Source organism: Campylobacter concisus, assembly GCF_003048405.1.
Lineage (GTDB): Bacteria > Campylobacterota > Campylobacteria > Campylobacterales > Campylobacteraceae > Campylobacter_A > Campylobacter_A concisus_Q.
The window spans coordinates 901,791-916,166 of record NZ_PIQS01000001.1 but is presented as its reverse complement, the minus strand read 5'-3'; the positions used below and the strand labels follow the sequence as shown (position 1 = coordinate 916,166).

Below are 14,376 nucleotides of genomic sequence, written 5' to 3'. Positions count from 1 at the left end.
TTTTAATTTTGTATGTATATATTTAATATTTTTAGAATTTCAAAAATTTAATTTCTTTCTTAATAGCTCTATTTCAGTGATGACTATTTCTGGCACAAGCTCCTTCATACAGGCATGTGTTTTTATAGGACATACTCGCTTCATACATGGCATACACTCTAAATTTAAATGCACTATCTTTGCGCTTTCATCTTGCCATGGGCTAGTCTCTTTAAATTTAGTCGGTCCAAAAAGAGCCACAAGTGGCACTTTATAAGCAGCTGCGATATGCATAGGACCACTATCATTTGTCAAAAAGATGCCATTTTTTATAGAGCCTATTAGTTCACAAAGCTCTTTTATACTCGTTTTTCCAGCTAAATTTTCACATTTCATACCATTTTGTAAGAGTATTTGCTCGATTTCATTGCAAATTTCAAGCTCAGCTTTTGAGCCAGTGATCTTCACATTAAATTCGTCTTTAAAATGAAGTGCAACATCTGCAAAATAGTGCGGGTACCACCTCTTGGCACTTCCGTAGCTAGCACCTGGATTTAGAACAAGAAGTTTTTGCTCGCTTTTTTGTGCATCATAGTAAATTTTTAGTTCGTTTGAAATTTCTTTTAAATTTAGGCTTTGCTTTATGAAATTTAGATATTTTTGTACCTGATGCAAGCCTTCACCACTCTTTTTAAAGCAAAATTTTTGCGTTGCTTTTAGAAAAAATAGCAAAAATTTACTAGCAAATGAGCTTCTAAAACTAATAGCAATATCAAATTTTCCAAGCTTGCTAGCTGTTTTTATAAGACTTAAATATCTTGAGTTTTGCTTTTTACTATCATCAATAACTACTTTTTCGCACTTTGGATGTGATTTATAAAGCTCGCAGGCCACATAAGAGCCAAAAAATACAATATGTTTAGCATTTTTACTTAAATTTTCTATCGCCCCGCTCGCCATCACAGCATCTCCAAGCCAAGTTGGAAGCTCTATAAACACTCTCACTTTTGCTCCAAATTTAGCACTTCGTTTATGATTTCAAGAGTTTTGCTTGCATTTTCTTCTATACTAAATTTTTGTGAAAGTAAAAATGACTTCTCTTGTAGCTCTCTCATCATGTCATTATCATTAAGCACCTGCTCCACTAGCTCCAGTATACTTTCATCATTTGGTTCACGCATGATAAAACGATTTTCTAAAATTTCAGCTGCCCCATTTTGAGCCGTTGTAAAGACAATGTTTTTAAAGCTAAGTGCCTCTAGAACGACATTTGAAAATGGCTCATAGTGTGTTGGAAATATAAAAATATCGCTTGCTTCATAAAATTTTGCAGTCATTTTTTGCTCGCCTGTAAAAAATGCCTTTATCTTTAGCTTTTTTGCTAGCTTCTTATATGAATTTAAATTTTTATCTTTGCCTACTATTAGCGCATTTACTGGCGTTTTTAGCTTTGAGACGAGAAGCAAAAAGTCCTTTGCTCCTTTTCTCTTAAAGCCATTTCCGACAAAAAGCACAATTGGTAAATTGTAATCGAGTCCAAATTCTTCGCATACGCTAAGTTTTGCTTCGCCCTTTTCCACTTTTTGTGGCAAATTTATACCATTATAAATAGTGACAATCTTCGACTCGTCGACACCATAGGCCGAAATGATTTGCTCTTTTATGTAGTTTGAATTTGCGATTATCTTTTTAGAATTTTTAAAGCAACGTTTTTCTAGATATGGATAGACAAAATTTAGAGGATTAACCCACCAAAATGGCTTTGTGGCACGATAAATTTTATGCACGCCGTCCCCTGCTCTATAAATATCTGCGCAGCTCACTCGCTCCAAGCTAAAATAAACTTCATCGCTTTGTTTCTGACGTTTTACCTGTGAGTTAAATCTCAAAGCCTTTTTCCATGATGAGATCCTAGCCTCTCCTAGATATGAGCGTATAGATGTGTCTATACCTACGTCTTTTAGGGCTTTGGTAAGCCTTCTTAAATAGCGTTCGGCACCACCGACTGCGTTTGGATTGATACGTAAAAAAACTATTTTTTTCATGACCTCAAAGCTTTTTATTTTTGTGATTTTTTATTTGCAATGTCCGCCATAATATCAAAAATTTTTATAAATCAGCCTATTTTTTGCCTAAATTTCATAAAATTACACAAAGGATAAAAATGAAAACACTTACGATTATTGACACTTTTGGTTTCTTTTTTAGGCTCTACTACGCCATGAGCGGACTTAAAAACAGAGAAGGCAAACCAAGCGGTATGATTAGTGGCTTTGCAAATTTTATAGCAAGCCTCAAAGATGAATACCAAAGCGACTATCTCATCTTCGCACTTGATAGCAAAGGTAAGACCTTACGTCACGAAATTTTAGGTGATTACAAAGCAAACAGAAACGAGCCTCCAGCTCAGCTAAAAGAGCAACTTCCAGTTTGCATAGATATGATAGAAAAAATGGGGCTTTACAGCCTTAGCCGTGAGGGCTACGAGGCCGATGACATCATCGCAAGTGCGGTTAAATTTTGCAAAGACAAAGATATATTTGTGCGAATAGTCACGCATGATAAAGACCTTTACCAACTTATAGAAGACGGCAAAGTGAGCATTTACAGCCCGCAAAGTAAGATCGATCATGATAGTGCAAGCTGCTTTGAAAAGTATGGCGTCTATCCAGCTCAGGTGAGGGACTTTTTAGCGATCGCAGGCGATAGCTCAGACAACATCCCAGGTGTCAAAGGTATCGGCGCAGTGGGAGCTAAGAAGCTTTTGGCCGAGTATGGCAGTTTAGAAGGGATCTATGAAAATTTAGCCCTTCTTAGAAACGAGCGCACCAAAAATATGCTAGCAGCCGCAAAAGAAGAAGCATTTTTGAGTAAAAAACTAGCCACGCTCTTTGATGATGCGATCACTTCACTTGATCTTGAGCACTCTAAATTTCCAGAGCAAAATCCTTTGATAAACATCTCAGAAATTTTAAAAGAGTACGATCTAAACAGGCTTCTTAAGAGCTTGCAAAAAGAAGAAAATGCTGAATTTAAGCTTGGCTTTAGAGCAAATTTACTACTTGATGAGGCAAGCATCGAAAAACTGCTCTCAAACGTCACGCCAGAGACCATCGTCGCCTTTGACACCGAGACCACGGGCGTTGATAGCAAGAGCGCAAAGATCGTTGGTTTTAGCTTTTGCTTTAACGACGAGGACGCCTACTACGTGCCGGTAGCTCACAACTACCTTGGTGTGCCGCAGCAAATCAGCCTAAAATTTGCCACTTGGGCGATAGAGCAAATTTATAAAGGCTGCGTGATCGGACAAAATTTAAAATATGACTTTGAGATAGTTAAAAATAACCTAGACCTAAATCCTCCAGCAAATTTTAAAGACACAATGATCCTTGCGTGGCTTAGCGATCCAAACTCAAGTGTGGGCATGGACGCGCTGGCAAAGAGGCTTTATGACTATGACACGATCAAATTTGAAGATGTGGTCAAAAAGGGGCAGACTTTTGGCGATGTGCCCCTAGAAAATGCCGCTAAATACGCGAGCGAGGATGCTTGGATAACGCTTAAATTTTATAAAACTTTTCAAAACACGCTTGATAAAAATTTACTAGCGCTTGCCGATACACACGAATTTCCTTTTATCCTCACGCTCTTTGACATGGAGCAAAACGGCATCAAGATAAATGAAGCAAAAATGCAAAAGCTCATCCTTGAAAACGACACCAAACTAAAGGCGCTAACAAGTGAAATTTACGAGCTAAGCGGTGAAAATTTCAACATAAACTCAGTAAAACAGCTTGGCGTCATACTTTTTGAGCATCTAAAGCTTCCAACGAAAAAGAAGACAAAAACAGGATATAGCACCGATGAGAGCGTGCTAGCTGAGCTCATAGACGCTCACCCAGTGATCGAGAAAATTTTAGCCTACAGAGAGCTATATAAACTACAAAGCACCTACTGCGAGCCACTTTTGGCACTTGCGAAAAAGGATGAGGGCTCGCGAATTTACACGAGCTTTTTGCAAACTGGCACAAGCACTGGCAGACTTTCAAGCAAAAATCCAAATTTACAAAATATCCCAGCTCGTGGTAGCCTCGCAAAGGACGTCAGAGAGTGCTTTGAGGCGCGCGAGGGCTATAGCTTTGTGGGGCTTGACTACAGCCAGATCGAGCTTAGGCTGCTAGCTCACTTTAGCCAAGATCCTGCGCTTCTTGAGGCGTTTAAAAATGACGAGGATATCCACGCAAGGACGGCTATTAGCATATTTGGCAGTAGTGATGGGCAAAATAGAGCCGTGGCGAAGAGCATAAATTTTGGCCTTATTTATGGCATGGGTTCAAGCAAGCTTGCCAATCAAGTAAATATCACAAGAGCCGAGGCAAAAGAGTATATAGAGCGCTATTTTAAGGCATTTGAGACGATCAAAGAGTTTTTAGAGGGGATAAAAATTTCAGCTAAAAACGACGGCTTTGTGCAGACGCTACTTGGCAGAAGGCGCTACTTTGACTTCAAAAGTGCCACACCTATGCAAATAGCTATGTTTGAGCGCGAAGCGGTAAATACGGTTTTTCAAGGCTCGGCAGCCGATCTAGTCAAGATGGCGATGGTAAAAGTTAGATCGAATTTAGATGAAAATGCAAAAATGCTGTTGCAGATACATGACGAGCTAATCTTTGAAGTAAAAGACGATTTTGCGCAGGAATTTGGCAGAGCGACACAAAAGACGATGGAGGAAATTTACACGCTAAATGTACCGCTTAAAACATCGCTAAATATCGCCAAAAACTGGGGTGAGCTAAAATAGATAGATAAATTTTGCTGGAGCTTTTAAGATGATTAGTTCCTGCTTTATACTTAAAAATAAAGTTGTAATTTATCACTATATCTTTGGACTTTTATACTTTTGCAGAAAGCAAATGACATCAATCAAATAAGCCAGCAAGCAGCCCAACGCGTAACATACGATGTCGCTAACGTCAAATGTTCCGCCAAAGACTATGCGTATTATTAAATTATGAATATCTAAAATTTCAAGTACTTTAAAGTATTGTAAAATTTCTATAGATAGCGAGAAGATAAATATTTTAAATGCTAAAATTTTTGGTGCAGTTTTAAATATAGCTCGTCCAAATGCGTAAAGCATCACCGTAACTAGTACATCACCCAAATAATGACGCACAAAGCCACCTTTAACAAAAGCTGCGATATAAATTTCGATTGCCAAAATCACGATTGCCAAGACTAAAAAGAACAATCTAGCTAGCAAACTATGTCTCATTTTCTCGTATTGAAAAGATTTGTATATTTTTCGTTTTACTTGCATTTTTTTATTTATTTGAAATTTTACTTTTTACAAATTAGAAATGATATCCATACCATCTTTAAAGCTAGGATTGTGCTGGATATATTTTTTCGCCCACAAACGTATTTATAACTTCTACCTTATGCTCATTAAAAAGAGCATTCCATTAGGTTTTACTTGAAATGGCTAAAACCCGGCTATTTCATAAATTGTAACAGATAATAGCAATATTGCCAAATAAAGAAAATTTCTTAATTTTAAAATTCTTTGACAAGAAATATCAATCAAAATAGCTTTTAAAAATATTTTTTAGACAATTAATAACTTTTTGGTTTAAAAATAATGAATTTTATGGATTAAAATTTTTCTATCAAATCTTTAAAAATTTCATAAAGTTTATTTACTTCACCAACACTAACTCGCTCATTTTTGGCGTGTATGCGGTCGTTTATGACGCCAAATTCTATCGCATCTACACCAAATTCAGCAAAGTGCCTTGCATCGCTCGTGCCGCCCTTTGTATTTAGAACCGGCGTGACTCCGGTGATCTTTTTGACAGAAGCTATTAAATTTTTTACGATTTTGCTATCTTTGTTTGTTAAAAATCTCTTTGAGCTTTGCTTTATACTAAGCTCGTAATCAAGCCCTTTTAAGACCTCTCTAAGATAGCTCTCAACGTCATTTACATCGGTTAAATTTGAGTTTCTCACATTAAACATTATGCTAAGCTCACTTGGAGTGACGTTGCAAACTTGTATGCCACCTCTGATATCAGTTACCACGATCTTGCTTGGGCTAAAAAACTCGCTCTCAGCGTCCATATCGTGATCAGCTATCTTATTTAAAAGTGGAGCTATCAAATTTACCGGATTTACACACTTTTCAGGATATGCCACGTGCCCTTGAATGCCCTTTATCACGATCTTGCCATTTATCGAGCCACGTCTACCAACTTTTATGCTATCGCCAAATTCTTTATCGCAAGTTGGCTCAGCCACTACGCAAAATTTTGGCAAATCATTTATTTCGCGTAAATATTCAAGTGCCAAAGGCGTTCCATATGTGCCATCGCCCTCTTCGTCGCTTGTTAATATGAGGCTTAGCTTCCCATCAAATTTTGCGTATTTAGCAGCGCAAACAAAAGCAGCCACGCCACTTTTCATATCCTGTGCGCCTCTTGCGTAGATGTAGCCATCTTTTTCTAGTGGAGTAAATGGCTCACTATCCCAGCCCTCACCTGGAGGTACGACATCAACGTGTCCAGCAAAAGCTAGATGCTCGCCGTCTCCATAAATTTTAGAAAGTATGAGATTTTTGGTGCCATTTTTTTCTATAAATTTCGCCTCAAAATCAGGTAAAAATTTAGCGATAAATTCTAAGCTTCCAGCATCATTAGGTGTGATAGAGCAAAAGCTTAAAAGCTCTTTTAAAAAGCTAATTACCACTAAGTGCCTTATGAGCCAGCACGCTCTGGTGCACCAAAGTAAAAGCCCTGGAACTCATCTACACCGATCTCTTTACAGATTTCAAATATCTCTTTTGAATGCACATATTCAGCAATAGTTTTTATACCAAGGTCTTTTGCAAATGCCACGATCGCACTTGCAATAGAGTGTGAATCTTTATTTATGTCTATATCTTTTATAATAGAGCCATCGATCTTCACGTAGTCAGGCTTAATCTTTATAATGTAAGAAAAATTTGAATATCCTGAGCCAAAATCATCAATAGCGATCTTTGCACCCATGCTTTTTACACGCTCGATAAAATTTGAAACTCTCTCTAAATTTTTAAGTTCTTCATCTTCAACGATCTCAAATACTACTCTACCAGCAACATTGTGCTTGTTCAATAAATTTAAAACAAGTGAGCTAACATCACCATCGATCATATCTCTACTGCTTAAATTTATAGAAAGTACTAAATTCTTATCCTCTACAAGCTGTTTAAAACACTTTACAATGAGTTGTTTCTCAAGATCAGCATAACGCTTAATACGCTTTGAGATATCTAAAAAGACATTTGGTGATATAACATCGCCTCTATCTAAAAGTCTTATCAAGCATTCGTATTTTACGGGTACCTTTTGGTCATTAACTATCGGCTGAAAATAAGGAACAATATTGTTATTTATAGTGGCGTATTGTATCAGTTTAGAGCGTTCTATTTGAGTTGCGTATTCCTCTTTTTGATTTAGCCCTTTAAAATAGCAAACATAGTCTTTATCTTGCTCTTTTGCTGTTTTTAATGCTATTGTTGCTTTTCTTAGTGTTTGATCACTATCAAGGGCAAAGCCTATTGTACTATGTATCTCGATACCTTCTATCTCCCTACCATCTTCATCGACTATACTTAGCATACGACCTTTAAAAATTTCTATCAAATCTTCAACCATATCTTCATATCTATCGATAAAGCTATCGCTATCTTCTACCAGAGCAAACCTATCTGCTTCTATGCAGTAAGCTTTCATATTCTCATTTTTGGCAAATTCACTGATCAAATCAGCCATTTTGACCAAAATCTGATCACATGCAAATTTACCGTAAAAGTCATTCATCTTGCCAAAATTGTCAATATCTATAAGCACTACTTTAGGATTTTCATAGCTATTAATATCACGCACCAATGCTGTTTTATTTAAAAGTCCAGTCATCGGATCGATATAAAGCTTTTCTCCAAGCTCTTCTATCTGTTTTTTAGTATCTGTTTTTAATGCGTTATAGTTATTTTTTTCTTTTATGTATTTGACCGCATACCATATACAAGTAGATAAAGCAACTATTGCACCAACGAAGCTTAAGATGAATGTTAAAGCCATATTGTTTAAAAGCCACTCAAAAAAGTACTCATCATGCGTGCCAGTAATACGCTGATCGACCTTTCCTTTAAAGCCTAATATATACTCTCCAACTGGCACAAACATACAAACTTGAGCGGCGTTTTCTGGCAAAATTTTTGACCAAAAATAATCTTTTTGGAAATTATGAGCAAAGATATTTCCACAGCTTTTATCGTTAAATTCTTGATTTATTATTCTTTTATCTGAAGACGCTACGACCTTGTATCCATTTTTATTATCATCCTTTAATAAAAGGACATCACCCATAGCGCTATCGTTAATGTAAGATTGAAAATTTGCGACATCATATTTGCTGACATTTTTGAAATAATCAACATATTGATATGTCAAATAATCAACTTTCTTTCGAAGATTAAAACCATTTTCAGCAGAAGCATTATTAAATTTAAAATAAAAAACTGCCAGGTTTTCGACTAAAAAAATACTTCCCAAAACAAACACTAAACCTATAATCGTTTTAGTGATATTTAGATTTTTACCCGTTTGCTCGTCCTTGTTACTCAAAAGTTACTTCCCTTATTTTGTGTACTTGTCCTGATTATATCAACCTTAAAATAAATTTTAACTTTTGGGAAAAAGTTAAAGCCTGACTATTTTAGCTCCATATCCGCCTTGATTTGCCGGTGCGTCAAAAAATTCTTTCACGCTTGGATGCTCTTTTAAGAAATTTTTGACAGCAAAGGCGAGCTTGCCAGTGCCGATGCCGTGAAATACGCTAACCTCATCAAACCCCATAACAAGACTATCTGAGATAAATTTATCAAGCTTTGCTATCGCCTCGTCAGCTCTCATGCCGTGCAGATCAAGCGAGAGTGAGGCCGTTTTTGGCTTATCGACACTTAAACTCACGCCACCTTTTTTAGGTAAGACTACTTCGTTGCCATTTTTTCTTAAAAGCTCAAGTGGCACGCGTAAATTTATACCATTTGATTCGATCGTTGCATCATTTTTTGAGATGCTTAAAACCGTGCCTTTGATATTTTCATACTTCACTCTATCACCTACTTTTAGGCTCTCGCGCTCAGTTTTTTTAGGCTTAACGATAGCAGCTTTTTTCTCATTTGCCACATTTAGCGCTCTTTGTTTGTCTTTTATATCCTTGAAATTTATAACCGCTTTTGCCGCATTTATCGCTTCAAAATACTCTTTTTCCAGGCGCGAAATAGTCGCATTTAGTTTGATCTCATTTTTCTCTTTTAGCTCTTTTTGCTCCTCAAGCAAGCGCTCCAGCCGCTCCTCTTTTGCCGTGACCTCTTTTATCCCCTCATCAAGCTTGGTTTGCAAATTTAGCGTCTTTGTGATGATCTCGTTTAAATTCTCTTTATCTTCGCCATAAATTTTCTTAGCCTGTGCCACTAAATTTTGAGATATGCCGTATCTTGCCGCCGTTTCAAAGGCATAAGACTTGCCGATCGTGCCTTTTAAAAACTCAAATTTTGGCCTTTGTGCCACCTCGTCGTAAAGTGCTGCCACTAGCTCAACCTCTGGGTTTTTAGCTAGCAACATCGCAAGGCGTTTGTGGTGGGTCGTGATGATCATTTTGATATCTTGGGTAATGAGTCGCTCTATCATAACACCATACAAGCTCGCAGCCTCTTCAAAGTCGGTGCCAAGCTCGATCTCATCGATGCCGATGATGATTGACTTTTTAGTAAAAAGCCTTGCAAAGTGCACCATCCTGCCAGCAAAGGTCGAGATGTCATTTTTTACGCTTTGCGGATCTTCGATAATGGCGTCAAATTCTTTAAAAGAGCCGATTGTTGAGCGGTTGGCGTCTATACGCATAGGTAGTAAATATTTTGCAAGTAGCGTGGCTGAGATGATTGATTTTAAAAGCATCGATTTACCGCCAGCATTTACGCCGGTTATTAAAAGTACCTTTTTGCTAAAGTCCACACTCACGCTTTTTGGGTTTTTTAGCGCCGGGTGGGCAAATTTCTCAAGCTTGATAACATGCGAGCTATTTGGCAAAACAAACTCATAGTCAAGCGACCTAGCCAAATTTACACGCGCCTGATATGCGTCAAACTGATCAAAAGCGTTATTTATAAATTTCAAAAAGAGCAGGCTCTTGTTCATCTGTAGGCTAAATTTCTTGCAGTGTTCAAAAATAATCTCCTCTTTTCTATCAAGCAGCTCGCTTTGCTCCTTTTTTAGGCGCTCGGTGTTTGCAGGTGCGACGTAGAAGTAGCCGCCTGAGCTTCTAGCGATCACGGTGCCTTTTAGGGCGTGATTAAAGCCGCCACGCACCAAAAGTGCCTCTTGCGAGTTGATGTAGTGCGTCTGGGTATCGACTAGATAGGGCGTGATATGCTTTGAGTAGATGAGCTTTTTAAGCTCGGCGTCGATCTGGCGTTTTTTCTCACTAAAAGCCTGCTTTATCGCGTGAAATCTCTCATCCACGCTGTCGCTAAACTCGCCGTTTTCATCAAAGCTGTTTGCCATCTGGCTCATCGCTTCAGGGATTTCAACTTTAGCTATCCACTCGCCAAGCCTGCCTTCAAATTTTTGCTTTTTTAGATATGAAAAGTATCTTATGATCTTTGCAAACTCGTAAATTTCGCTGATGTGAAGCACTGCTTGCTTGCTAAGTCTCATAAGCGTGTCATCAAGCTCTTTTATCTCATCAGGCGCCTTAAAATCATACTTTGAAAGCTCGCTAATGTTTTCAAAGTGGATTTTGCTGTCACCTTGTAAAAATAGCGGTTTTTGCCTTGCTAAAAAGGAGTTAAATTTATCCAGATACTCGCCTAGATCTAGCTTTAAAAATATCTCTTCAGTCATTGCTCACAACTTTTTATCGGCACGATGACGCCTGAGAGATCGCTAAATTCTCTTTTAGCCAAAAATGACGCCGTGCCAAATTCGTAGTTAAATTTCTCAGCGCTCACGTTGTATTCGCCACATTTTAGTGTTTTACCCTGCTTAAAATCGCTAACTAGCTTTGAGATGGCGTCCTCATTTTTTGATAAATTCTCTTCGTAAAAATAGACGCAAACAAGGATCGCTACAAGCACTGCGTTAACAAGCACTTTTATGCGTTTGCTGATCTTTTCATCTTTTATCGCCCAGATCGCCCCAAAAAGTAGCATCACACCGGCGATTATTATCAAATTTCTTACCATTTCACGCCTTTATACTTTGCGATGAGCTCTTTGTAAAGCTCAGCATGAGGCTTGATCTTTTCTAAAATTTCTGCCATAACCTCACTGATATCTTGTTTTTCAACTAGCAAGCAGACAGCCATATACGGGGCATTTGGCAGCATATCTTTTATCTGAGCGCTACTTAACTTTTGCTCCCTTGCAAGTGCGATCAAGATATCTTTTTTACCTAAATTTATGAGGCTTGAAATTTCATCCTCACTTAGCTCTTTTTCTTTTATCTCTTTTAAAATTTCATTTTCATCTTGGTGCTTGAAGTTACCTAGATCCATTAGTAGCCGCCTCTTAGATGCACGCTGATATCGCCCGCTCCAAAGCCAACTACGATGCCATCACTCAGGCGGTTTTTCACGCCAAATTCATCTGTAAATTCTATGCTCTCTTCAACCCTCTCGACCTTATCGGTAAAGATCGGGTTATACTCGCTAAATTCGCTCTTCATATCAACTTCGATCGGACTTTCTCCAGCTGCATAAACTGGCAAGATGACAAGCTCGTCAACGCCTTTAAAACACTCTTTAAAGCCAGGCAAATTTGTGCTAAGCCTTGTGTAGCGGTGCGGCTGAAATATTGCTGTGACACTGTTTATGCCTAAAATTTTGGCGTATTCAAAGACTGATTTTAGCGTCGCTTTTATCTCGGTTGGATGGTGTGCGTAGTCATCGATTAGGACGAAATTTTTATTTGCACTAAGGATGTCAAAACGCTTTTTGATGCCTTTAAAATTTAGTAAATTTTCTCTTATGTCTTTTAGAGGTGTCTCGTGCATCGCAGCAAGAATTGCCAAAGATGCGTCTATGGCGATGTGCTCACCCATGCCAAAGGCTTCAAATTTGCCTAAATTTTTAAGATTGAAGCTAGTGTATGGTTGATAGTCTCTTACAACCATCGTAAGCTCGGTGATGTCAGTGCTTGGAAAGAGTCTAATAGCATCAAGCTTAAGCGTGCTTAAAAACTCATCCTCAGCGTTTATCACTCTAACCTTTGCGCGCTCTAAAAAGCCCTTGTAGGCTGCGTAAAATTTAGCTAGATCGTAGTCGTAGTGCTCCATGTGCTCTGGCTCTGCGTTGGTGACGATGGCTAGATATGGGTTTGAGTTTAAGAAGCTCGAGTCGCTCTCATCTGCCTCAAATACGACGTTGTCGCTTTTAGCGTAGCGCATATTTGAGCCAAACTGCTTTGAGATGGCGCCAATAATCACTGATCCTTCAATGAGGCTTGCTAACATCGCAGAGGTTGTGCTCTTGCCGTGTGCGCCAGCAACTGCAAAAACGCACTTATCTTCAAGCACATAAGGTAAAATTTCTTTTCTTGAAAAGCACTTTATGCCCTTTCGTCTGGCCTCCACTAGCTCGATGTTATCCTCTTTTATCGCAGCTGAATAGACCACGAAGTCTTGGTCTTTTATCGCCTCTTTGCAGTGCGGCGTGATGACCTCGATGCCTTCATCTTTTAGCTCCAGTGTCGTTTTGCTCTCTTTGATGTCGCTGCCGCTTATCTTATGACCTTTTTCGTGTAAAAATCTAGCGATGGCTGAGATGCCGATGCCGCCGATACCGATGAAATGGACTTTTTTGATCTCGTTGTTTAGCTCTTGCAAATTTTATCCTTAAGTTTTTCGTGATTTTAACAAAAACTACTAAATTTAAGGCTGAAAATGGCTTTTATTTGCTTAAGGTAAAGCTTTCATCTATCAGATCAAAAACGGTTTTTTGTGAGATTTTGGAGTTTAAATTTACACTTATCCAGTGCTTTTTGTTCATGTGATAGGCTTTAAAAATTTGTTCCTCGTCAACTAGCACCATCGCTAGATCAGGGCTGCATTTTAGATTTAAAACATCGATCATTTCGTCACTTTCAAGGCCAAGCTTACTAACGCTTAACTGCATAAGTAGCGCAAACCACTTCTTGTCTTTCTTGTGACGAAAGACACTAAATTTTGGATATTTTGGGAAAATTTGCTCACCTAAAATGTCAAATTTCTCTTTTATATATCTCTCAACGTCACTTCGTTTCAAAATTTACTCCAAAATTCCTTTAAAGAGCACTCATTCTTGTTAAGCTCGCTTCCCGTCCAGTTACGGTCTTCTTTTATCTTTTAAATTTAGCCTCTATATGCATAAAGCCCCAAGTGCTTCTAGCCTCGCTAAGCTCCTTTTTGCTAAGCTCATCGATCATCATCTCTTCGTTCTTGCCGAGTTTATTTTTAACTTCACCAAACGGATTAATAAGCATCGAATCGCCGTAAAAGCTCCACTGCGTATCATCGCTCTTGTGGCTTCCTACGCGGTTTACGCGCAGCACGTAGACATTATTTGTAAAAGCTCTAACCTTTAAAAGCTCCTCCCAGCGCGCCTGCGAGAAAAATGTACAAGCCGTTGGCACGAGCACGATATCGACCTTTTTAGCGCTCATATACGCCCAGCACACATCAAAGTGCGCCTCATAGCCAAACATGACGCCGACCTTAAATTTATCATATGTAAAGACAGGCAAATTTAGCTCATCGCTTGTGTTATTAAAGAATTTCGCCTCATTCCAGTGAGCGTAAGGCATGAGAATTTGCTGATCATATAGCTTGACTTGTGTTGGGGTAAATTTAGCTAAACTTTTAAAAATTTCCTTACCTTTTAGATTTACAATGGGTGCAACGATATTTAGATCATACTTTTTTGCCATTGCAAAAAGAGCCTCTTTCTTGCGCTCGCTTTGCTCTTTTATAAGGCTTTTTGGCATGCTAATGAGCTCTTTAAAGAAGCTATTTAGCACATATTCACCAAGTACAACTAGCCTTGCGTTTTCGTCCGCACAAATTTTTAGGTAATAATCAAGCCTTGCCTCACTTAAAGGCTGAGTTGGTAGCTGAAGAGCACAAATTTTACTCATCATCCACCTGCTTTATGCTAAGTTTTGCATTTTCTAAAATTTCTCTTGCTTCATTTAAGAGCTTTTTGCCTTGTTCGTGCAGCTTTATGCTATTTTCTAAGCTCACATCATCTTTATTTAGATCATTTAAAATTTTATCTGCTAGGGCTAATTTTTCTTCAAAGCTTTGCTCTTTTTGCTCCATT

13 protein-coding genes are annotated in these 14,376 nt (G+C 38.3%); 1 reads left to right on the top strand and 12 read right to left on the bottom strand.

The genetic code is table 11. The annotated features are described in order from the left end of the window. Positions 1-39: 39 nt before the first annotated feature. Both waaF and CVT18_RS04790 read right to left on the bottom strand, forming a co-directional pair. Positions 40-984, bottom strand: a complete 945-nt coding sequence (gene waaF / locus CVT18_RS04795) for a lipopolysaccharide heptosyltransferase II (RefSeq protein ID WP_103629157.1) — start codon at positions 982-984, stop codon at positions 40-42. Continuing rightward, positions 981-2,024 carry a glycosyltransferase family 4 protein gene (locus tag CVT18_RS04790; RefSeq protein ID WP_103629158.1) on the bottom strand — a complete coding sequence of 348 codons (1,044 nt, stop codon included), beginning with the start codon at positions 2,022-2,024 and terminating at the stop codon, positions 981-983. The genes waaF and CVT18_RS04790 overlap by 4 nt, the downstream gene beginning before the upstream one ends. A 119-nt stretch (positions 2,025-2,143) precedes the next feature. Here CVT18_RS04790 and polA point away from each other — a divergent pair, with 119 nt between their 5' ends. Further along, on the top strand, positions 2,144-4,780 hold the full coding sequence (polA, locus tag CVT18_RS04785) for a DNA polymerase I (protein WP_103629159.1): 2,637 nt from the start codon (positions 2,144-2,146) through the stop codon (positions 4,778-4,780). Between the two features lie 75 nt (positions 4,781-4,855). On the opposite strand, the gene CVT18_RS04780 is transcribed toward polA, so the two are convergent. The 10 genes from CVT18_RS04780 to xseB all read right to left on the bottom strand — a co-directional run bounded on the left by CVT18_RS04780 (position 4,856) and on the right by xseB (position 14,375). Further along, positions 4,856-5,254, bottom strand: a complete 399-nt coding sequence (locus CVT18_RS04780; protein WP_103629160.1) for a DUF2809 domain-containing protein — start codon at positions 5,252-5,254, stop codon at positions 4,856-4,858. 380 nt (positions 5,255-5,634) lie between these two features. Next, positions 5,635-6,723: a succinyl-diaminopimelate desuccinylase gene (gene dapE, locus CVT18_RS04775; RefSeq protein ID WP_103629161.1), complete on the bottom strand. Its 1,089-nt coding sequence runs from the start codon at positions 6,721-6,723 to the stop codon at positions 5,635-5,637. Positions 6,724-6,731: 8 nt separating this feature from the next. Then, positions 6,732-8,645, bottom strand: coding sequence for an EAL domain-containing protein (locus CVT18_RS04770; RefSeq protein ID WP_107824291.1), 1,914 nt, complete (start codon positions 8,643-8,645; stop codon positions 6,732-6,734). A gap of 75 nt (positions 8,646-8,720) precedes the next feature. Next, positions 8,721-10,925, bottom strand: a complete 2,205-nt coding sequence (locus CVT18_RS04765) for an endonuclease MutS2 (RefSeq protein ID WP_107824290.1) — start codon at positions 10,923-10,925, stop codon at positions 8,721-8,723. Then, the gene (locus CVT18_RS04760) at positions 10,922-11,266 is read right to left on the bottom strand and encodes a hypothetical protein (RefSeq protein WP_107824289.1); all 345 of its coding nucleotides are present in this window, start codon (positions 11,264-11,266) and stop codon (positions 10,922-10,924) included. The genes CVT18_RS04765 and CVT18_RS04760 overlap by 4 nt, the downstream gene beginning before the upstream one ends. Then, positions 11,260-11,577, bottom strand: a complete 318-nt coding sequence (locus CVT18_RS04755) for a hypothetical protein (protein ID WP_103629165.1) — start codon at positions 11,575-11,577, stop codon at positions 11,260-11,262. Before CVT18_RS04755 ends, CVT18_RS04760 begins: the two co-directional genes overlap by 7 nt. Beyond that, positions 11,577-12,884 carry a UDP-N-acetylmuramate--L-alanine ligase gene (murC, locus tag CVT18_RS04750; protein WP_103629218.1) on the bottom strand — a complete coding sequence of 436 codons (1,308 nt, stop codon included), beginning with the start codon at positions 12,882-12,884 and terminating at the stop codon, positions 11,577-11,579. The genes CVT18_RS04755 and murC overlap by 1 nt, the downstream gene beginning before the upstream one ends. An 85-nt stretch (positions 12,885-12,969) precedes the next feature. After that, positions 12,970-13,323, bottom strand: a complete 354-nt coding sequence (locus CVT18_RS04745) for an MmcQ/YjbR family DNA-binding protein (protein ID WP_103629166.1) — start codon at positions 13,321-13,323, stop codon at positions 12,970-12,972. A gap of 73 nt (positions 13,324-13,396) precedes the next feature. Further along, positions 13,397-14,191: a carbon-nitrogen hydrolase family protein gene (locus CVT18_RS04740; RefSeq protein ID WP_103629219.1), complete on the bottom strand. Its 795-nt coding sequence runs from the start codon at positions 14,189-14,191 to the stop codon at positions 13,397-13,399. Continuing rightward, positions 14,184-14,375, bottom strand: coding sequence for an exodeoxyribonuclease VII small subunit (gene xseB, locus CVT18_RS04735; RefSeq protein WP_004317712.1), 192 nt, complete (start codon positions 14,373-14,375; stop codon positions 14,184-14,186). Before xseB ends, CVT18_RS04740 begins: the two co-directional genes overlap by 8 nt. Between the last annotated feature and the right edge of the window lies 1 nt (position 14,376).

Bases quoted from the DNA above. Each gene is read 5' to 3' on its own strand.
- CVT18_RS04790 (WP_103629158.1), bottom strand. From the start codon at position 2,024: ATGAAAAAAATAGTTTTTTTACGTATCAATCCAAACGCAGTCGGTGGT.
- polA (WP_103629159.1), top strand. From the start codon at position 2,144: ATGAAAACACTTACGATTATTGACACTTTTGGTTTCTTTTTTAGGCTC.
- CVT18_RS04780 (WP_103629160.1), bottom strand. From the start codon at position 5,254: ATGAGACATAGTTTGCTAGCTAGATTGTTCTTTTTAGTCTTGGCAATC.
- CVT18_RS04765 (WP_107824290.1), bottom strand. From the start codon at position 10,925: ATGACTGAAGAGATATTTTTAAAGCTAGATCTAGGCGAGTATCTGGAT.
- CVT18_RS04760 (WP_107824289.1), bottom strand. From the start codon at position 11,266: ATGGTAAGAAATTTGATAATAATCGCCGGTGTGATGCTACTTTTTGGG.
- CVT18_RS04755 (WP_103629165.1), bottom strand. From the start codon at position 11,577: ATGGATCTAGGTAACTTCAAGCACCAAGATGAAAATGAAATTTTAAAA.
- CVT18_RS04740 (WP_103629219.1), bottom strand. From the start codon at position 14,191: ATGAGTAAAATTTGTGCTCTTCAGCTACCAACTCAGCCTTTAAGTGAG.
- xseB (WP_004317712.1), bottom strand. From the start codon at position 14,375: ATGGAGCAAAAAGAGCAAAGCTTTGAAGAAAAATTAGCCCTAGCAGAT.